The 19,398-nt window shown below is 51.1% G+C and carries 22 protein-coding genes; 21 read left to right on the forward strand and 1 reads right to left on the reverse strand.

Annotated elements, in window-relative coordinates:
- The 11 genes from L1N85_RS15475 to L1N85_RS15525 all read left to right on the forward strand — a co-directional run bounded on the left by L1N85_RS15475 (position 1) and on the right by L1N85_RS15525 (position 10,037).
- Entirely contained in the window at positions 1-1,248 is a 1,248-nt protein-coding gene (locus L1N85_RS15475) for a DUF58 domain-containing protein (protein ID WP_235239984.1), read from the forward strand.
- Positions 1,245-3,494 (forward strand): DUF4129 domain-containing transglutaminase family protein, encoded by a 2,250-nt coding sequence (locus tag L1N85_RS15480; RefSeq protein WP_235239985.1) that lies wholly within the window; start codon positions 1,245-1,247, stop codon positions 3,492-3,494. The genes L1N85_RS15475 and L1N85_RS15480 overlap by 4 nt, the downstream gene beginning before the upstream one ends.
- A gap of 152 nt (positions 3,495-3,646) precedes the next feature.
- Positions 3,647-4,171: a YqeG family HAD IIIA-type phosphatase gene (locus tag L1N85_RS15485; protein ID WP_235239986.1), complete on the forward strand. Its 525-nt coding sequence runs from the start codon at positions 3,647-3,649 to the stop codon at positions 4,169-4,171.
- Positions 4,168-5,295, forward strand: a complete 1,128-nt coding sequence (gene yqeH / locus L1N85_RS15490) for a ribosome biogenesis GTPase YqeH (RefSeq protein ID WP_235239987.1) — start codon at positions 4,168-4,170, stop codon at positions 5,293-5,295. The genes L1N85_RS15485 and yqeH overlap by 4 nt, the downstream gene beginning before the upstream one ends.
- Positions 5,296-5,322: 27 nt before the next feature.
- Positions 5,323-6,192 (forward strand): shikimate dehydrogenase, encoded by an 870-nt coding sequence (aroE, locus tag L1N85_RS15495; protein WP_235239988.1) that lies wholly within the window; start codon positions 5,323-5,325, stop codon positions 6,190-6,192.
- Between the two features lie 61 nt (positions 6,193-6,253).
- On the forward strand, positions 6,254-6,559 hold the full coding sequence (gene yhbY, locus L1N85_RS15500; protein WP_235239989.1) for a ribosome assembly RNA-binding protein YhbY: 306 nt from the start codon (positions 6,254-6,256) through the stop codon (positions 6,557-6,559).
- Positions 6,560-6,825: 266 nt separating this feature from the next.
- Positions 6,826-7,398 (forward strand): nicotinate-nucleotide adenylyltransferase, encoded by a 573-nt coding sequence (nadD, locus tag L1N85_RS15505; protein ID WP_235240012.1) that lies wholly within the window; start codon positions 6,826-6,828, stop codon positions 7,396-7,398.
- Complete coding sequence (gene yqeK / locus L1N85_RS15510) at positions 7,388-7,942, forward strand: bis(5'-nucleosyl)-tetraphosphatase (symmetrical) YqeK (RefSeq protein WP_235239990.1); 555 nt, start codon at positions 7,388-7,390, stop codon at positions 7,940-7,942. Before nadD ends, yqeK begins: the two co-directional genes overlap by 11 nt.
- Before the next feature lie 24 nt (positions 7,943-7,966).
- Positions 7,967-8,314 (forward strand): ribosome silencing factor, encoded by a 348-nt coding sequence (gene rsfS / locus L1N85_RS15515; protein ID WP_235239991.1) that lies wholly within the window; start codon positions 7,967-7,969, stop codon positions 8,312-8,314.
- A complete protein-coding gene (locus L1N85_RS15520; protein ID WP_235239992.1) occupies positions 8,311-9,273 on the forward strand; it encodes a CvfB family protein in 963 nt (320 codons plus the stop codon). The genes rsfS and L1N85_RS15520 overlap by 4 nt, the downstream gene beginning before the upstream one ends.
- Positions 9,270-10,037, forward strand: coding sequence for a class I SAM-dependent DNA methyltransferase (locus L1N85_RS15525; RefSeq protein WP_235239993.1), 768 nt, complete (start codon positions 9,270-9,272; stop codon positions 10,035-10,037). Before L1N85_RS15520 ends, L1N85_RS15525 begins: the two co-directional genes overlap by 4 nt.
- A 227-nt stretch (positions 10,038-10,264) precedes the next feature.
- Here L1N85_RS15525 and L1N85_RS15530 read toward each other — a convergent pair whose 3' ends face one another.
- Positions 10,265-10,486 (reverse strand): hypothetical protein, encoded by a 222-nt coding sequence (locus L1N85_RS15530; RefSeq protein ID WP_235239994.1) that lies wholly within the window; start codon positions 10,484-10,486, stop codon positions 10,265-10,267.
- A 276-nt stretch (positions 10,487-10,762) separates the two neighbouring features.
- On the opposite strand from L1N85_RS15530, the gene nrdI reads away from it, so the two are divergent.
- From nrdI to L1N85_RS15580, 10 genes are all read left to right on the forward strand, one after another.
- Positions 10,763-11,122: a class Ib ribonucleoside-diphosphate reductase assembly flavoprotein NrdI gene (gene nrdI, locus L1N85_RS15535; protein WP_235239995.1), complete on the forward strand. Its 360-nt coding sequence runs from the start codon at positions 10,763-10,765 to the stop codon at positions 11,120-11,122.
- A complete protein-coding gene (gene nrdE, locus L1N85_RS15540; RefSeq protein ID WP_235239996.1) occupies positions 11,109-13,193 on the forward strand; it encodes a class 1b ribonucleoside-diphosphate reductase subunit alpha in 2,085 nt (694 codons plus the stop codon). The genes nrdI and nrdE overlap by 14 nt, the downstream gene beginning before the upstream one ends.
- Positions 13,194-13,238: 45 nt before the next feature.
- Positions 13,239-14,195, forward strand: coding sequence for a class 1b ribonucleoside-diphosphate reductase subunit beta (gene nrdF, locus L1N85_RS15545; protein WP_235239997.1), 957 nt, complete (start codon positions 13,239-13,241; stop codon positions 14,193-14,195).
- A gap of 101 nt (positions 14,196-14,296) precedes the next feature.
- Positions 14,297-14,626: an ATP-binding cassette domain-containing protein gene (locus L1N85_RS27650; RefSeq protein WP_328285222.1), complete on the forward strand. Its 330-nt coding sequence runs from the start codon at positions 14,297-14,299 to the stop codon at positions 14,624-14,626.
- Positions 14,569-14,985 (forward strand): hypothetical protein, encoded by a 417-nt coding sequence (locus tag L1N85_RS15555; RefSeq protein WP_235239998.1) that lies wholly within the window; start codon positions 14,569-14,571, stop codon positions 14,983-14,985. The genes L1N85_RS27650 and L1N85_RS15555 overlap by 58 nt, the downstream gene beginning before the upstream one ends.
- Complete coding sequence (locus L1N85_RS15560) at positions 14,985-15,788, forward strand: ABC transporter permease (RefSeq protein ID WP_235239999.1); 804 nt, start codon at positions 14,985-14,987, stop codon at positions 15,786-15,788. The genes L1N85_RS15555 and L1N85_RS15560 overlap by 1 nt, the downstream gene beginning before the upstream one ends.
- A gap of 5 nt (positions 15,789-15,793) precedes the next feature.
- A complete protein-coding gene (locus L1N85_RS15565) occupies positions 15,794-16,576 on the forward strand; it encodes an ABC transporter permease (protein ID WP_235240000.1) in 783 nt (260 codons plus the stop codon).
- 31 nt (positions 16,577-16,607) lie between these two features.
- Positions 16,608-17,516 carry an HPr(Ser) kinase/phosphatase gene (hprK, locus tag L1N85_RS15570; RefSeq protein ID WP_235240001.1) on the forward strand — a complete coding sequence of 303 codons (909 nt, stop codon included), beginning with the start codon at positions 16,608-16,610 and terminating at the stop codon, positions 17,514-17,516.
- Between the two features lie 83 nt (positions 17,517-17,599).
- A complete protein-coding gene (locus tag L1N85_RS15575; protein ID WP_235240002.1) occupies positions 17,600-18,052 on the forward strand; it encodes a GyrI-like domain-containing protein in 453 nt (150 codons plus the stop codon).
- 112 nt (positions 18,053-18,164) lie between these two features.
- Positions 18,165-18,956, forward strand: coding sequence for a PhzF family phenazine biosynthesis protein (locus L1N85_RS15580; protein ID WP_235240003.1), 792 nt, complete (start codon positions 18,165-18,167; stop codon positions 18,954-18,956).
- Positions 18,957-19,398 lie beyond the last annotated feature (442 nt).

A 19,398-nucleotide genomic window follows, 5' to 3' on the forward strand; every position in this document is an offset into this window, starting at 1 on the left:
ATGATAGCCATCAAATCAACTAAGCTGCGTTGGCAGCTTGTCGCGGTTACTTATACGACCAGCCTCTTTTATTTCCTGTTTCAAGGCGGGAAAACCGCATTCATGCTTTTTATTATTTTGAATTTGCTCATCGTTTACTTGCTGCTTGGACGATGGAGCGGCATTCATAAAGTGAGCGGGAACAGAAGCTATGTCGGCCCGGGTACATCGACGCATGATCATTCGCTATCTGCCGGCAGCTCGCTTGAAGTCAGCTTAAACGTGAAAATTCCAGGTTATTATCCGCTGCCATATGTCATCGTTAGAGATCAATTGCATCGCCATAACGGTCAGAAGCTTGCTTTCGAAACGTCATTCGTGCCTAATTGGAAGCGGAGCGGGCAGGTGGCCTACCAAACGCCGCCGCTCCAGCGCGGCGAGTATCGATTTACGCATACGGAATGTCTATCTTACGACGTGTTCGGCTTGTTCGAGCATGCCGGGCATTTCGGATCGGAAACCGTATTTAGCGTACTTCCCCAAACGGTTCCGCTTAGGCAATGGCATGGCGTGCAGCGAGGGATTCGAGGTCCGTATTCGCATGCTGCAGCTTCCCGCTCGGCGAAGGAGACGACGCAGATTAACGGCGTCCGCGAATATTTGTACGGCGATCGTTTGTCCCGCGTTCACTGGAATGCTACCGCCAAGACCGGACAATGGAAGTCCAAAGCGTTCGAGCGCGAATCGCTTCCCCGCACGCTTGTTATTCTCGACCGAAACCCCGTCGGCTATAACGGCGAACTGGCGACGCGTTTCGAGCTGGCCGTTTCCGCGGCTGCTTCGCTGCTTGAGAAAGGGCTGAAGGAAGATACAGCTATGGGATTGCTCTCGATCGGCGAAAGCATGACGATGATAGATCCAAAGTCGGGTCTGGTCCAGCGCAATTTATTAATGAAGCATTTAACTTTTGTTGATGCGGATGCCCCGTGCCCGCTTTACGCTTCCCTGCAGCGGGCGGATCATATTCTGGAGCCGGGCTGCTTTGCTATTATCATTACCCCGGACACGGGCGCTGACGTTATCCGAAGCATGGAGTGGCTGTCCCGCAAAGGGATCCTCCCTTGCATGCTTCATATTTCATCTTCCACGGATAAGCTAAGCCATCATCCTTCATGGAAGCATGTGATACGCGATCGGGGATGGCCGGTATTTGAAATAAGCCAGCTCCAAGAGCTCCCTGTCGTACTGGAAGGGGGAGGAATGGCATGAAGCGCGGGTTAAAAGGCTTTGCCGCTTATTTAACGGCCGATTGGTACGAGAAGCTGTCTTCTGTATTTATCGCCGTTATTTTAGCCAATACGATTGCTATTTTTGAAAGCTACTGGTGGGATGAGACATACGCCATTGCTTACTTTACGATTTTTATGGCTGCGGCTGTCGATGTTTTGCTTCCGCATCGCATGCGGTTCATCAAGCTGCTGCTTCAAACAGCGGGCGCCATCATGATTACGACTCAGCTGGCTAGAATGGATTGGATCGTCGGAAGGCCTGAGCGCTGGCAGGAATGGGTTTGGTGGCTGCAAGTGCATGCCGTACAGCTTCATCCGTTCATATGGATTAGCGCAGTACTGCTTATGCTTCATGTTCTGTTCGGAATTTGGACGACGACACGGGCGCGCATGTTCGGTTTAATCGGCGTAAGTCTGCTGATTTTGACGATTGCGGATTCATTTACGCCGATTTGGCTCTGGGATGAGGCAGGAATGGTCGTGTTCATCGGGCTGCTCTGGCTCGTCGCGAACCACTTGTCCAGGCTGCAGCGCAATCATCCGAGAAGCTGGGAGGAGCTTCTCGAATATCCGCTTCAATTGATACTTCCGATTGCGCTCGTACTCTCTGTACTCATGACGGTTGGTTTGAACATGCCGTCACTCTCTCCGATTTTGCAGGATCCCTATACGATTTGGAAGGAATCCAGGGGAGAGAAGGTTCGGGTGTTTATCGGCGACAAAGGGGCGGATTCGAGAACGCCCGGCAGCACCGGCAATGCAAGCTCCGGCTACAGCAGGAGCGACGAGCTGCTTGGCGGCGGCTTTGAGTATGATTATTCACCGATGATGACCGTATCTACTTCGCACCGCAGCTACTGGCGGGGAGAGTCAAAGTCCATATATACCGGCGATGGCTGGGTAGATGGAGATGCAGAGGCTGATGATATAACCCGCGTCCAAAAGGGCGTTGAGCTGTCGAGCTTTGACGAGCCCCCTGCGGCAGGCTCCATTCAGGTTGATCAAATTGTGACCATGATCCGGAAGGATTCATATCCCGTATTGTTCGCAGCCTCTCCAGTGGCGAAGGTGAATTGGGTCGGAAATGATAAAGCGCCGATACCGAACGGCTTAATTTGGATGCCCGGCTCTTTGGAGCTTAGGCTGCTTGATTGGTCCGTCCAATATGAGAATTATCCGAAAGCCTACTCGTTAACCTCATCTGTTCCGGTATTGGACGAAGCTGCTCTAAGAAGCAGCCAAGCCGGGTGGCCGGGTTCGGCGAACGCGGCACGCAACGCATTTTATTTGCAATTACCGGATACGCTGCCCGCGCGGGTAAAGGAGTTGGCCGAGGAGGTTACCTCCGAGGGCACTAACGACTACGATAGGGCGAAATTGCTTGAAGCCTATTTGCAGCTTAACTACTCGTATAACAATAAGCCGGACGAGAGTAAGCTTACCGGCACAAGCGTCGATTTCGTCGATCGGTTTTTGTTTGAACTGCAGGAAGGATATTGCGATTATTTCTCCACTTCGATGGCCGTTATGGCGCGGAGTCTGGGTCTGCCCGCTCGATGGGTGAAGGGCTTTGCGCCGGGCGCGCTTCCGGTCAGCGCCTACGGGCCCCCAGAGGAGTATATGGGGGAGGAACTAAACCCGACAGGAGCAGGCACGTATACGGTTCGCAACTCAGACGCGCATTCCTGGGTTGAAATTTATTTCGAGGGCTTCGGATGGATTCCTTTCGAAGCAACCGCTGGTTTTTCGTTCCCTTATTCGGTGGCGGAAGAAGAAACAGAGCCGCTGCCGGAAGTGGATACGGATGGAGCAGAGGTGTCCTCGCCCAACGCGGCCAAAGGCGGTTCCAACGGAAAAGTTTGGGCTTGGAGCTCCGTCTCATTGCTTGCTGCGGCGGCGGCAGCTTGGCTTATCCTCCGTCGCGGGCAGGTAGTTGCCGCATGGCGCAAGCTCAGGCACGGTTCGTATACGTCAAATGACAGAATCGTAATTGAAACGCAGAAGCTGCTCCGCATATGCAAGAAACGGGGCATGGAGCGTCAGGAGCATGAGACGATGCGCGAAGCGGTGCTTCGTTGGTCGCAAAGCCAGAAGCGGTTGCGTGACGATTTCCGGGCGGTGCTCGACGGCTTCGAGCGGGCGAAATATAGTCCGGTCATCGCATCCGCCGAAGAAGCGGACCGGTTTGTCATTAAGGTTAGATCGCTGATCGATCAATTAAGATAAGAGGGTAGTCGATATCCTTATTCAGTTTATCCATGTCAAAGTTGCGGAATTGCCGTCTTCCATTGAAAATGGGGACGGTTTTTTTGCAACAAATTTGGTTTGTATGGTATAGTTTCGTAAGATAGCAGGCAGAAAGCAGAGGGATACCGATTATGTTTGAATGGCTGTTGCCGCATGTGCGCGTCAATACAGTATATGAAATTAATTTAGATGAGCTGCATTCACGAGGCGTTCGCGGCATCATTACGGATCTTGATAATACGCTTGTCGGTGCGAAGGAGGCGTTAGCAACGCCCGAGCTGGTGCAGTGGCTTGATTACGTGCGCTCACGCGGCTTTCAGGTGGTAATCGTTTCTAATAATAATGAGACGCGCGTTGGAAAGTTTGCCGGGCCGCTGAATATTCCATACATTCACGCCGCACGCAAGCCGGCACGCAAGTCCTTCCGCAGAGCGCTTGGCGTTCTCGGCTTGGCTGCAGAGCATACGGTCGTTATTGGCGATCAGATGTTGACGGATGTGCTTGGCGGTAATCGGATGGGACTCTATACCATACTTGTCACCCCGATTGCACCGGCGGATGAAGGAATCATGACGCGGGTGAATCGTCGGATTGAACGTTTCGCGTTAACTCGTTTAAGGAAAAAAGGGTTATGGTATGAGGGGGAAACCAAGTGAAGCAACAACAGCTAAGTCAGGCATCAGCGTCATGCGCGGGCTGCGGCGTGCAGCTGCAGTCGGAGCAGTCCGACCGGCCCGGATATTTGCCCGCAGCTGCGTTGGAACGCGAGCCGGTTATTTGCCAGCGATGCTTCCGCATTCGCAACTATAATGAAGCTTCATCGGTTGCAGTCGATCAGGATGACTTCCTAAGACTGCTCGGCAGCATCGGAAGTACGGACAGCCTAGTCGTGCATATCGTCGATTTGTATGATTTCGAAGGGAGCTTGATAACGGGACTTCAACGTTTTGTCGGCAATAATCCCGTCCTGCTTGTCGTGAACAAGATCGATCTGCTGCCGAAAGCGATGAACGTCAATCGCCTTCGCAATTGGGTACAGAAGCAAGCCAAGGCGGAAGGGCTGCGCACGGTCGATATCGTACTGTGCAGCGCAAAACGAAACATGGGCTTCGAGCATGTCATCGATGCGCTGGAGAAATACCGCAACGGACGCGACGTCTATGTGGTCGGCGCCACCAATGTAGGCAAGTCCACGCTCATTAATCGGCTCATTCGCGACTATAGCGATATGGAGCGCGAACTTACTACATCGCGTTATCCGGGGACGACGCTTGATGCCGTGCATATCCCGCTCGAGGATGGGAAAGCGATTATCGATACGCCGGGTATTGTCTATGAATCCCGGATGACCGAGGTCGTGCCGCGCAGCTTCCTAGGCTCCTTATTGCCGGACAAGTCGATAAAGCCGCTTGTCTATCAATTGAACGAGGGCCAAACGCTATTTATCGGCAGCCTGGTTCGGTTTGATTTTGTCGAGGGTGACCGTCAATCGTTTACCTTCTATATATCCAATGCGCTTAACATGCATCGTACAAAGCTTGAACGGGCTGAGGAGCTGTATGCCGATCATCGCGGCCAATTGCTTGGCGGACCTACGCTCGAGGAGCTGGAAAGCATTCCGGCATGGACAAGGCATTCGCTGCGCGTGAAGCGCGGTGTAAGCAAAGATGTGTTCATATCCGGTCTCGGCTGGATTCAGGTAAACGGTACGGGCGGAGCGCTAATTGACATTTTTGCGCCCAAAGGTGTAAAGGTCATGCTTCGCGACTCGATGATTTAACTTTGGGCTTTGGAAGGAGAACTCACAGTGACGAGTGCTGGCGAAGGCAATCGAATAGACAGTCATACAGTACTTTTCGGAGTTATCGGCAATCCGATTAGACATTCGAAGTCGCCGATTATGATGAACCGGGCATTTCGGGAAACAGGAATTAACGGCAGTTATCATGCGTTTCACGTGACGAGCGAGCGTCTGGCCGATTTTGCGTCTGGCGTGCGGGCGATGGGAATCCGCGGGGTGAACGTGACGATTCCACACAAGCTGGACATTATGCCGTTGCTGGATGACATTGATGCCGGCGCGCAAGCCATTGGCGCCGTTAATACGATCGTGAATGAGGACGGGCGGCTTATTGGCTATAATACGGATGGTATCGGCTACGTGCGTTCATTGAAGGAAGAAGCGGAGCCGGAGCTTGCAGGCAAAAGGATTGTCGTACTGGGTGCGGGCGGCGCGGCGCGGGGGATCATTTATGCCCTTACGAAGGAAAATCCGGCGCATATTGCAATCGCTAACCGATCCGTGGAGCGCGCCGAGGAGCTCGCCGAAGCATTCCGAGATCATTTGGTCATCGAATCGGTTCGGAATGAACAGCTGCAAACGGCATGCCAGCAAGCGGATATCGTTATTAACACAACTTCCGTCGGCATGTTTCCGAATACGAATGAAACGCCGGTCGATGCCGCCTGGCTAAAGCCGGGCGCGGTCGCAAGCGATTTAATATACAACCCGTTAAAAACAACGTTTTTGCAGCAGGCCGAGCAGCGCGGCTGCCGTATTCACGGCGGTCTGGGCATGTTCATCTATCAGGGCGCTTACGCCTTCGAATATTGGACAGGCCAGCCCGCGCCGGTCGCTGCAATGCGCGAAACCGTGCTAGCCTCCCTGCAAGGCTAACAAGACTTGACTATAGAAACTACTCCGACGATTGATCGAGATGAAAGAAGGAACACATACTATGCTTACAGGTAAACAAAAACGTTATTTAAGATCATTAGCCCATCATTTGACGCCAATCTTCCAGGTCGGCAAAGGCGGTACAAACGATCACCTCATTCGCCATATCGAGGAGTCCATCGAGTCCCGTGAGCTAATCAAGATTTCCGTTCTCAACAACTGCCTGGACGATCCTAAGGAAATCGGCGCAGAGATCGCAGCGGCAGCGGGCGCCGAGCTTGTCCAAGTTATCGGCAAAACGATCGTCCTCTACAAGGAATCCAAAGACAACAAACAAATCGAGCTTCCCAGCGCTGCTAGGAAATAAAGCATCGATTTAGCAATGATTTGGATTTCGTATGATTATTGAAATGGAATTGAATGGGTAGCGAAGCGGACAATCGTTCTGTAGAAACGTAGTGGTCGCTTCTTGTTCTCGGATTCTTACCTTTAAATGTTTAGTCTAATCAAAGAATCCGAGAACGAAAGCGATCGTAAGAATGATTGGCCCGCGCAGCGAATGACATTCAAGCCTTTTTCAATAGAAGGTTTCGAAACAAAGGAGGAGCGAAGAGCGTGAGCAAGATCGGCATTATGGGCGGCACCTTCGATCCGATCCACCTCGGCCATTTGATCGCGGCGGAAACGGCGCGCCAGCAATGCGGCCTGCACGAGGTATGGTTCATTCCGTCCTGCGGCCCTCCGCTCAAATCGGATGAACCGGGCGTCAGCAGCCAGCGGCGCTTTGAGATGGTGTGCGGAGCGATTGAAAGCAATGCTGCATTCCGAGCTTTGGATATCGAATTGCTGCGCGGAGGCGTAAGCTATTCGTACGATACCGTAACAGAGCTGCAGCGCCGCTACCCGCGTAATTCTTTCTCTTATATTATCGGATCCGATCGGATAAATGATCTGCCGCAATGGTATAAAATCGAGCAATTAGCAAAGTATATTACGTTTATCGGATTGGAGCGGCCCTCCGATCCAATCCTTATCGAAATGCTGCCGAGCTATTTGAAGGAACGGATAACGCTCATTCAAATGCCCGCAATCGATATTTCGTCAACCGCAATAAGAGGTAAGGTGAGTGAAGGGCAATCCGTTCAATATTTAGTGCCCGATTCTGTGCTGAGCTACATAAGGAGGTACAGTCTGTATGAATCGTGAGCAAATGATCGAAAAGGTAAAAGTTGAAATGCCGGAGCGTAGATGGCTTCATACGCAGGGCGTAATGGAAACGGCGGTTGTATTGGCCGAACGGTTCGGCGAGGATCCGGTGCGCGCCGAGCTTGCAGCCATTTTGCACGACGTTTCCAAATATTGGCCGACTGAACGTATGGCGGGTATTATTCGCGACAAGGGCTTGCCGGCTGAGCTGCTGCTTTACGATAAAGAGCTTTGGCATGCGCCTGTTGGCGCTTGGGTAGCTGAGCATGAGTACGGCGTAACGGACGCAGGGGTGCTTGATGCGATAAGATACCATACCTCAGGCAGACGAGGCATGTCGAAGCTAGAGAAGATCGTGTGCTTGGCCGATTATATGGAGCCGGGACGGGATTTTCCCGGCGTTGACACCATTCGGGAACTAAGCCGGGAGCATCTGGACCAAGCGCTGCTGGCGGGCTTTAATTCTACAATTTCCTTTTTGTTAGAGAAGGGGAAACGGATATTTCCGCTAACGCTGGAAGCGCGCAATTGTTTGCTCGAATAAAATAGATAACAGGAGGCTGAGCCTATGGCGGTACATTCGGATGAATTGCTTCAAATAACGGTCGCGGCAGCGGAAGATAAAAAAGCGGTGCGGGTCGTTGCTTTAAATTTAAAAGAAATTTCATTGGTAGCCGATTATTTTGTCATTTGCAGCGGCAACTCGGATACGCAGGTGCAAGCCATCGCTGCCGAGATCAGAAAGCAAGCGGAGAAAAACGGCACACGCGTTCGCGGCATCGAAGGTATGGACACGGCCAGATGGGTTCTGATCGACCTTGGCGACATTATCGTCCATGTGTTTCACCGCGATGAACGTGATTATTATAATATTGAGCGGCTATGGTCCGATGCGAAGGTCGTGGAATTCGCATGAGCTTCGTAGCGGGGACTACACAGACGTTAAGGGTGGCACGCGAGGTGTCGCCCTACGGCTATTTCTTAAGCGACGGCGAATCGGAGGTACTCTTGCACTATACCGAGCTTGTCGGCTCAAAGCCGAAAATCGACGATGAAGTAGAAGCCTTTCTGTTCTATGATTCGGAGGACCGTTTGGCAGCTACGATGAAGAAGCCTCTGCTCCAGCTCGGCGAGTTGGCCCGGCTGCAGGTTGCGGACGTTCATCCAAGGCTCGGCTGTTTTCTTGAAATCGGCTTAGGCAGACAATTGCTTCTGCCTCTCTCTGAGCTTCCGGAGAGCATCGATTACAGGCCGCTGCCGGGCGACGAGGTTTTTGTCGTCATGAAGCATGACAAGATCGGCAGGCTTGTCGCGAAGATTGCCTTCGAAGAAGAACTGTCGGAGCTTGTATTTCCTGCACCTGCAAGCTGGAACAACCAGTGGGTGGAGGGCTGGGTAACAAAGACGCTGCAGCTGGGCTCCTTTGTCATCATCGACGGCGGGGTTGTCGGCTTCGGGGTGTACGGACTGATTCCGAGCTCTGAGCGTATCAGGCCGCTTCGTCTTGGAGAGCGCGTAAAGGCACGAGTTACCTTTATACGTGAAGACGGCAGGGCAAACCTGTCGATGGCGCAGCGAAAAGAGGTTGGGCGAGTTGAGGATGCCGACCGGATCCTTGCATTTCTTAAAGAGAGGCCGGGCGGCGGAATGCCTTATTCCGACCAGACGGATGCCGACATTTTAAAACAAAAATTCGGAATCAGCAAAGGTGCATTTAAACGCGCTTTAGGAAAGCTGATGCGAGAAGGCCTTATAACGCAGAAAGGGAGCTGGACGTATTTGGCGGCAGCGGAAGAGGCGAACGAAACGGAGGGTACTGCCGCATCGCAGCTCGAAGCCTCAGGCACGCTTTCTGAAGGAGTTGACAAGAAATGACGCGTTCGTACGGACAGTTCGCGGCCGTATACGATCAATTAATGGAAGACATGCCCTACGCCGAATGGTTGGGCTTTGCGAGAGCGGGCTGGTCGCGTTACGGCATGCCTGCGACGGTTGTTGATCTCGGCTGCGGCACCGGCAGCATCTCTATTCCGCTGGCTCGATCGGGCTTCCATGTATTCGGCATTGATCTATCCTCGGACATGCTCACGGTCGCGCGCAGAAAATGGGATGATACGCCTCAGCTCGTCACGCGTCCGCGTCCGGGCTCTATCAAGTGGCTGCAGCAGGATATGCGGGAATGGGAGCTGCAGGAGCCCGTTGATACGGTCATATCGTTCTGTGATTGCTTGAACTACTTGACGGAGGAAGCAGACATCGAGGCTGCCTTCAGGGCAACCTACGCGGCGCTGCGCAGCGGCGGCTCGTTCCTGTTCGATATGCATCCGCCCAAGCAATTAATCCGTTACGCTGAAGAACAGCCGTTTGTACTCGATGAGCGGGACGTCGCCTATATTTGGACCTGCGAGTTCGAAGAGGAGCGATGCGAGATCGAGCATAATCTGACGATATTCGCCCGCGATAACGATTCGAGATTTTACCGTTTCGAGGAATCGCATGTCCAGCGCGCATACGATCCCGACTGGATCGAGGCGTCGCTGCGGCGTGCCGGCTTCCATACCGTCGACCGCTATGCCGATTTCGAGCTGAAGCCTGCGGGTCATGAGTCCGAACGACTTTTTTTTGCGGCAATCAAATAGATTCGAGCGCCCGGGAGGGGCTGTCGACTTAGGTGAATGGCCTTAGTCGACAGCCCCTCCTTTCACGATTTGGACGCGAATGTGGACACGTTCATATTCGTCGCTGCATATAGTGTAATCATAATGAATTGTCGAAATATGCCGTTTCCCGCACTAATCTCTCTATTAGCGTTTATCCAGTTCGGAGGCTATGCCATATACCAGATATGGCGCTTCGGCGTTTCCCGTTATTCGCGAAGAGCGTCCGTCAGACGGCTGCTCATTCCCGCCGAAGCGGAGACCCGGCGTATCTCGGCAAGCTTCAATTTCTTCACGGTTTGAGATAACTCCGCGTTGTCCTGCTCTAATTTATCTACGTAAGCAAGCAGCTCAGGGGCTGTGAAGCCGGCGTCCAGGAACAGCTTCTCTATCAATTCCCGTATTTGTCCGGCGTTTTTTTTTACGTCCATTTCTACCTCCGATATAGCAATAAAATGTCACTATCCCATCATATCCGTATCTGTTAGAATAGTCGAGTGCGCCCCAAAAACAGATTCATATTTTCTCCATAATTTTCATTGACTCCTCCTATATATTGATGTAGAATCAAGAAATCGAACTACATATTGATGTATATAGGTGCCTGCAATGATTCACTTTGTAAATCATGAACTAGCGCAGCTGACGGAAATGCTAGTCAGAAGCGCTTTTTAAATGCTTAAATCCAGTAGGGGAGCGAACGTGTTATGCTAGTCGTCTATGATTCCAAAACGGGTAATGTCAAGCGTTTCATCAACAAATTGAATATGCGCGCAGTGCCTATTGATGAGAAGCAAGAGGTGGACGAACCGTTCGTGCTGGTCACGTACACGACAGGGTTCGGTCAAGTTCCGGAGAAGGTAACTTCGTTCCTGCGAAGCAATGGAAGCATGCTTCGCGGCGTATCCGCGAGCGGCAACCGGAACTGGGGAACGGGGTTCGCGAAGAGCGCGGACACGATCTCGGAAATGTACGATGTTCCTGTCATATTGAAGTTTGAATTATCGGGTACGAATCAGGATATGCAGCATTTTGTCGAAAGGGTGCGAACCATTGAAGCATATTGAATTGAATAACGAATTGATGCAGCGCGGCGCGGACGGATTTTACCAGCTGAATAAAGATAAAGAGGCTGTTGCCGCATTTATGGAGGAAGTCGAAGAGAAAAGCGTCAAGTTTGATTCCCTTCGCCATAAGCTGGACTATTTAATAGAAAACGATTATTACGATAATGTGTACGATAAGTATACATACGAGCAGGTTGAAGCTGTTTTTAATTTAACGGCAGGCAGCGGCTTCGAATTCCAATCCTACATGGCAGCGTCGAAGTTCTACAAGGACTATGCGATGAAGACGAACAATAAAGCGCAATACTTGGAGCAATACTCCGATCGCGTTGCCATCGTGGCGCTGCATCTTGGCGAAGGCGACGCAGCCAGAGCGCTAAGGATTGCCGAAGCGATGATCGATCAACGCCTGCAGCCGGCTACTCCGACCTTCCTCAATGCCGGCAAAAGCCGCCGCGGCGAAATGGTATCCTGCTTCCTGCTGGAGATGGACGATTCACTTAATTCGATTAATTACGTGTTAGGCACATGCATGCAGCTTTCCAAAATCGGCGGCGGGGTTGCCGTCAACCTGTCGAAACTTCGCGGACGCGGAGAGCCGATCAAGGGCGTAGAAGGCGCAGCGAAAGGCATTATGCCCGTCTTGAAGCTGATGGAGGATGCATTCTCCTATGCGGACCAAATGGGGCAACGCAAAGGCTCCGGCGCGGGGTACTATAATATTTTCGGCTGGGACATCATTGAATTTCTGGATTGCAAAAAAATTAACGCCGACGAGAAAGCGCGGATCAAAACATTGTCGATCGGCCTTATCATACCGAATAAATTTTATGAGCTAGCCGCTCAAAACAAGCCGCTCTTCGTGTTCGGACCGCATTCCGTACAGAAGGCATACGGCAAGCATCTCGACGACATGGATATGGATGAGATGTACGAGGAATTGCTGGCTAACGACCTGGTTACGAAAAAGAAAGTCATGAACGCACGCGACATGCTGACAAAAATCGCCTCGATTCAGCTGGAATCCGGCTACCCATACATTATGAATAAGTCGAATGCCAACAGCATTCATGCTTTGAAGGATATCGGTTCCATTAAAATGTCTAACCTGTGCACGGAAATATTCCAGCTGCAGGAAACTTCGGAAATCAAAGATTACGGCTTCGACGACGTGATTAGACGCGATATCAGCTGCAACCTTGCTTCGCTTAACATCGTTAATGTCATGGAGCACAAAAAAGTGAAGGAATCCGTCCATGTCGGTATTGAAGCCTTGACAACGGTCAGCGATTTATCCAAAATCGACAACGCTCCGGGCGTTCGCAAAGCGAATGAAGAGCTTCACTCGGTCGGACTTGGCGCTATGAACCTAAACGGCTACCTGGCCAAAAACAAAATCGCTTATGAAAGCGAAGAAGCGAAAGATTTTGCCGGCGTATTCTTCATGATGATGAACTACTATTCCATTGAGCAGAGCATGGAAATCGCCAAGGAGCGCGGCGTTACGTTCAAAGATTTCGACCGCTCCGAATATGCGAAGGGCACATATTTCACGCGTTATGTCGAGAATGACTTCCGCCCGAAGACCGACCGCGTGAAGGAATTGTTCGAAGGCATGGACATTCCATCGCCGCAGGATTGGGCAGCATTGAAGGAAAAGGTACAGAAGCACGGTTTATATCATGCTTACCGTCTGGCTATTGCGCCTACGCAAAGCATTTCGTATATCCAAAATGCGACTTCCAGCGTCATGCCGATCGTCGAGCATATTGAAACTCGTACATATGCGAACTCGACGACCTATTATCCGATGCCTTACCTGGCACAAGAGAACTACTTCTACTATAAATCGGCTTACAACATCGATCAGTTCAAGCTGATTGATCTTATTGCGGAAATTCAGCAGCATGTTGATCAAGGCATTTCGTCGGTGCTGCATGTAAATAGTAACGTGACGACCCGCGAGCTTGCGCGCTTCTACGTTTATGCTGCGCAAAAAGGGCTCAAATCGCTCTATTACACGAGAACAAAGCGCCTTTCCGTCGAGGAATGCACAAGCTGTGCCGTGTAAGTCCCATTCTAATGATGCTTATGTAGCAAAGAAGGAGCTCACCAAATGAAAGCAGTGAACTGGAACCGGCCGGACGACGATTTCACATTAACGTTCTGGCAGCAAAATGTGATGCAATTTTGGACGGATGAAGAAATTCCTCTGTCTGACGATAAAATGGACTGGATGGATATGACGGACGCCGAGCGCACGCTATACAAAAACGTGCTCGGCGGACTGACCTTGCTCGATACGATTCAAGGCGGCATCGGCATGCCGAAAATTTTGGAGCATGTGGACGGCTTGCAGCGCAAGGCGGTGCTGTCCTTCATGTCCATGATGGAGCAAATCCATGCGAAGTCGTACAGCAGCATATTCACAACGCTTGCATCCGGCGAGGAAATCGACGATATTTTCAAGTGGGTCGAGCAAAACGAGCAGCTGCAGAAGAAAGCGAACCTGATCGCTTCGTGGTACACGAACATTACGGGCCCGAAAGAGCTGTATAAGGCGATGGCGGCTTCCGTATTTCTGGAAAGCTACTTGTTCTACAGCGGCTTTTTCTATCCGCTTTACCTTGCCGGCCAAGGTAAAATGACAAGCAGCGGCGAAATTATCGACTTGATCCTGCGTGACGAGAGCATCCACGGCTTGTACGTAGGCGTGCTCGCACAGGAGCTGTTCCAGACGTTTAGCTCAGAAGAGCAATCACAGCTTCAAACCGAAGTTTACGCGCTTCTGAACGAGCTGTACGAGAACGAGATCATCTACACCGAGCATCTGTATTCGCCTCTAGGTTTAGCCGAAGAAGTGAATGCCTACGTGCGCTACAATGCGAACAAAGCGTTGATGAACCTGGGGTTTGAGCCGCACTTCCCGGAAGAGCCGGTTAATCCGATCGTATTCAACGGAATCAGCACGCACACGAAACAGCATGATTTCTTCTCCAAGAAAGGCAACGGCTACGTCCGTACCATTCACGTTGAGCCTTTGAACGACGACGATTTCGTTTTCAACTTTTAAATATTAGTCATAATTGACACAAGCAAATCGCTCTCACTCTTGCCGGGCTGGCAAGGGGAGAGCGATTTTTGATCTGAACAGGACTAGGGGAGGGAAATGACTTGATTGCTATCCATGGTTTAAACAAAACATTTCAGGTTGCAAAACGTTCATCAGGTGTGGGACAGGCGGTTAAAGCATTATTTCGCAGGGAATACACTTCCGTGGAGGCGCTTCATGACATTAGCTTTTCGATTAAGCCGGGCGAAATCGTCGGTTATATCGGACCGAATGGCGCAGGCAAATCTACAACCATCAAAGTGATGAGCGGAATACTTGTACCCGATAGCGGAACCTGCTCTTTCTGGACGAGCCGACCATCGGGCTGGATGCCGTGTCCAAAATCGCCGTTCGCCGCTTCATTCGAACGATTAATAAAGAAAAGGGCGTAACCGTCATTTTGACGACGCATGATATGAACGACATAGAAGCTTTGGCGCAGCGCATCATTTTAATCGGCAAAGGGAGGCTGCTCTTTGATGGGAGCATCGATGCCATTCGCCATTCATTCGGAACGCACAAAACGTTAACCGTCGTGTACCGCCATTATCCGGAGCGGCTCGAAATCCCGGGAGCAGAGCTGCTCTCTTGGTCACCCGAACGTTCCGTATTAAGAATAGATACCGCAAAAACGCTGATATCAGAAGTGCTGCTCCAATTGTCGAAGCAGGTAGAGCTGCTCGATGTAGAAATGGACACGCAGCCGATCGAGGAAATGATCGTTCAATTGTATAAGGAGCATCAAATATAATGAAGGCGTACATTTCTGTCTTTAAGCTGCGTCTTAACAATGGTCTGCAGTACCGCACGGCTGCGCTTGCCGGCATCGCGACCCAGTTTTTTTGGGGCTTCATCATTATTATGGTATTCGAGGCGTTCTACAGTCAGGCTTTGATCGATCCGCCCATTTCATTGACACAGCTGATTACTTACGTGTGGCTGCAGCAAGCCTTCTTGGCCTTCGTTATGTTATGGTTTCGGGACAATGAGCTGTTCCAGCTCATTACGTCCGGGAATATCGCTTACGAGCTTTGTCGGCCGAGCGGCATTTACGGCTTATGGTATGCGAAGCTGCTTGCGCAGCGGCTGGCGAGCGCCCTTCTTCGAAGCTTGCCGATTCTGGCAGTCGCTTTCTTCCTGCCGCAGCCTTACCGGCTGCCGCTGCCGGCTGATCCGCTCACTTTTATATTATTTGCCGCTACGCTGCTTCTCGGGCTATTGATTATGGTTTCCCTTTCGATGCTCATGTACATATCGGTATTTATTACGCTGTCCCCGGCGGGTTCTCTGCTTATGTTCGGCGTAACGGGCGAGTTTTTGGCCGGCATGATTATTCCTGTGCCTTTGATGCCTGAATGGCTGCAGCGCATCGTTTACGTGCTTCCGTTTCGGTGGACGGCGGATTTTCCGTTCCGGATTTATTCCGGACATATCCCGGCAGATGAAGCCCTTTTCGGCATTTTGATTCAGCTTATTTGGCTTGCTGCGATAATCGGAGTCGGCAGGCGCGCCATGGCTGGCGTTTTACGAAAAGTTGTGGTTCAAGGGGGGTGATGACGATGAAACTTTATTGGAAATACATCGTTATTTTATTTAAATCGCAAATGCAGTACCGAACATCCTTTTGGCTGCTGGCGTTAGGGCAGTTTCTCGTTCCGTTCTCGGCGTTTGCCGGTCTTTATTTCCTGTTTGAACGGTTTGGGCAGATCAGGGGCTGGTCGTTCGATGAGGTCGCGCTCTGCTTCTCCGTTATTCATATGGCTTTTGCGATCAGCGAATGTTTTGCCCGCGGCTTTGATTCCTTCTCGGTCTTGGTCGCTGGCGGTGATTTCGACCGGCTGCTGGTGCGCCCGCGCGGCACCGTCGTCCAGGTTCTCGGTTCGAAATTCGAATTCACCCGCGCAGGCCGTTTGCTGCAAAGCGTTATGGTATTGATATGGGCGATCAGCCAGTTAGCCGTAGACTGGACCGTGCTTAAAGCAATCACCTTGCTCCTCATGGTGGCAAGCGGCGTTTTTATCTTCTCAGGCATCTTCATGCTCGCTGCTGCGATGTGCTTTTGGACGATCCAAGGACTTGAGATCGCGAACATCTTTACGGACGGCGGCAGGGAAATGGGGCAATATCCGTTAAATATTTATCAGAAATGGGTGTCGCGTTTTTTTACGTTCATTATCCCGTTCGGCTGCGTGAATTACTTGCCGCTGCTTTATATTTTGGATAAAACGACGGGAAATGAGCTGCCGTACATGGCAGCTCCGCTTGCAGGTATTCTCTTTATAGTGCCATGTCTGCTAATATGGAGAATCGGGGTGCGTCATTACCGGTCGACGGGATCGTAAATCGGGTTACTAAGAAAGGGGGAGACGAACAATGAAATCGATCGAGGTGCAAGAGCTTGCGGAAAAGTTTTCATTGGAAGTGCTGGCGGGCGCGGACAAGCTGGACCGGAAGATACTCAAAGCGCGGGCGTATCGTCCGGGGCTTGAATTTGTCGGCTACTTTGATTTTTTTCCGCAGGAGCATGTACAAATTCTTGGCAAAAAAGAAATTACTTATTTGCATACGTTGACGGAAGCAGAACGAAATCATCATATTGGAAACATCGTCAAATATCATCCGCCATGCTTTGTCGTTACATCCGATCAGGGAGGACTGAAGTATTTGACCAAATATTGCGAAGAGGAGGGCATCCCTTTGCTTCGGACAAAAGTACTGACTGCTCCATTCCTAGGCATGCTGGATGCTTATCTCCTTAAATCGCTGGCTCCCGAAATATCGGTTCACGGCGTTTGCCTGAATGTATCGGGCATAGGCATCTTGCTGCGCGGCAAATCGGGCGTGGGCAAAAGCGAAACCGCGCATACGCTAATCAGGCGCGGCCATCGGCTCGTGGCGGACGACATCGTCGTACTCAAGAAGCTGAGCTCGCAAACGCTGCTCGGCAGCCATAACGAGAAGACGAAGGAATTTCTCGCTCTTCGCAGCGTCGGTCTTGTAAATGTGGTGAGGCTGTACGGCAGGAAGGCGTTTCAGGATGAGACGCGCATCGCGCTTGACATTGAGCTCACGAAATGGCGGGATAATGAGCTGAACAATGACTTGGAGCTGGAGCCCAGGTTCACGGAGTATATGGATGTACGCATCCCGCATATTGAAATACAACTGCAGCCGGGAAGAGATGCAGCGGGTTTGATTGAAGCGGCGGCTAATAACTGGTACCTTAAACAGCAGGGCTACAGCGCGGTAGAGGAGTTCATGAAGCGGCTCGAGTTTGAGTAGCCATATATTAGGAAACATGATACACTATGGGCAGAAAGCTCATCCTAGCGCACAAGTCCTACAGATTCGAAGGAGGAAATCGCGTGGAAAACTGCTCAATCGTTACAAAGCCCGCTCTCCATTTAGCTGGAATCAGCTATTGCGGCCCTTATTCAACCTTTCCGGATGAGGCCATTCGGCTGCAAACCGAGTTTTTGACACGGAAGCATGAGCTTAACGACAAATCCAAGTCGACCGTGCTGTACAGTCCGTATTTCGGAAACGAAGCGTTTGCTACGTACTGGGCTTGCTACGAGGTGCAGCATCTGGAGGAAGTGCCTCCAGGCATGGTGCAATTTACGATCCCGGCACATCGCTATGCGATGGTGGCCTGCTCCAACAAACGGATCGGTGAAGGTTATGAGCAGCTGCATACTTGGATTAATGAAATGCGGCTTGAGAAGCAAGAAAATGCCGTATCGCTCGAATTATTTTATATCGACGAGCATCATTTGGAGGAAGAGCCGGTCGAACTGCTCATCCCTCTCAAAGGTTAACCTATATATAGTGCTTGCACGCGAACGAAACAGAGTATCGAATGGCCGACATTCGCTCTGGTTCGTTTTGCGAAGGCAAGTTTTTTTTTGTTTGGAAAGGAGCGGCAGAGAAATGAGTTATGCGATGTATATCGTTGATGCCTTTACGAAGGAAAGCTTTCGTGGAAATCCTGCGGCGGTTTGCATGCTGGATGCGCCTAGGGAAGACGAATGGATGCAGCGGGTAGCATCAGAAATGAACCTCTCAGAAACGGCGTTTTTAGTGCCTGTTGCCGAGGGTTACGATCTTCGTTGGTTTACGCCGGAGGCGGAGGTCGATTTATGCGGGCATGCTACGCTCGCGACTGCTCATGTTTTATGGGAGACGGGGCGGCTGGCCGGGGATGAAACCGCGGGCTTTATGACGAAGAGCGGGCTTTTGACGGCCCAAAAAGCGGGAGATTGGATCGTAATGGACTTTCCTGCAGAGCCGCCGGAAGCGTCGAATGCGCCTGAGGAGCTTTTGCAGGGCTTAGGACTAATTCCTAGATTTATCGGACGCAACCGGATGGATTTTTTCGTTGAGGTCGACAGTGAAGAGACGGTGCGAACCCTGCGTCCGGACTTCGCACTGCTTGCGCGGCTGCCGGCACGCGGCGTTATCGTGACGAGCCGCTCATCGGGCGGGGACTACGACTTTGTTTCGCGCGCCTTTTATCCAGGAACGGGCGTAGATGAGGATCCTGTCACAGGCTCGGCCCATTGCGCGCTTGCGCCGTATTGGGGGAAGCGGCTGCGTAAGGATGAGCTTGTTGGTTATCAGGCATCGAAGCGCGGCGGCATTGTGAAGGTGCGGCATGATGGCGCCCGGGTCTATTTGTCGGGACAAGCAGTGACCGTTCTTAAGGGTGAATGGTATAGCTGATTCCCAACAGATGTAATGCGGATAATGTAGCTAGGAGATTCGCTGCATCTAAATCGTGCAGGGGAGACGGAATTGGCTAGTATTTTGGTTGAAGATTTAAAAAAAATGGTTTGGACGGTTTTTCGAAGGTAAATTAATAATGCGATGAGGTCACACTGCTGTTCGCACTAAAGTTTGTTCCTAATAAAAAAGGACCAGTCAAAACACGCAAATAAAGTGTTAGACTGGTTCTTTTTGCGTTATCGTCACCTGTTAACTCAGCGTACCAAGTTTAACGGACAGAGAAGACCTTATGGCTCAAAACGAAATGGAATTACGGTGCTGACGGACCGAGAGGCCGTTATTATGTAGATATGGATGAAATTACGAAGGTTTTGGTAGTAATAGAGACTCTGGTGTCCGATACATCAGCCATATAGCTGCTTTTCTACGACAGTTGTGC

The organism is Paenibacillus alkaliterrae (assembly GCF_021532375.1).
In the GTDB taxonomy this organism is placed as follows: Bacteria; Bacillota; Bacilli; order Paenibacillales; family Paenibacillaceae; genus Pristimantibacillus; species Pristimantibacillus alkaliterrae.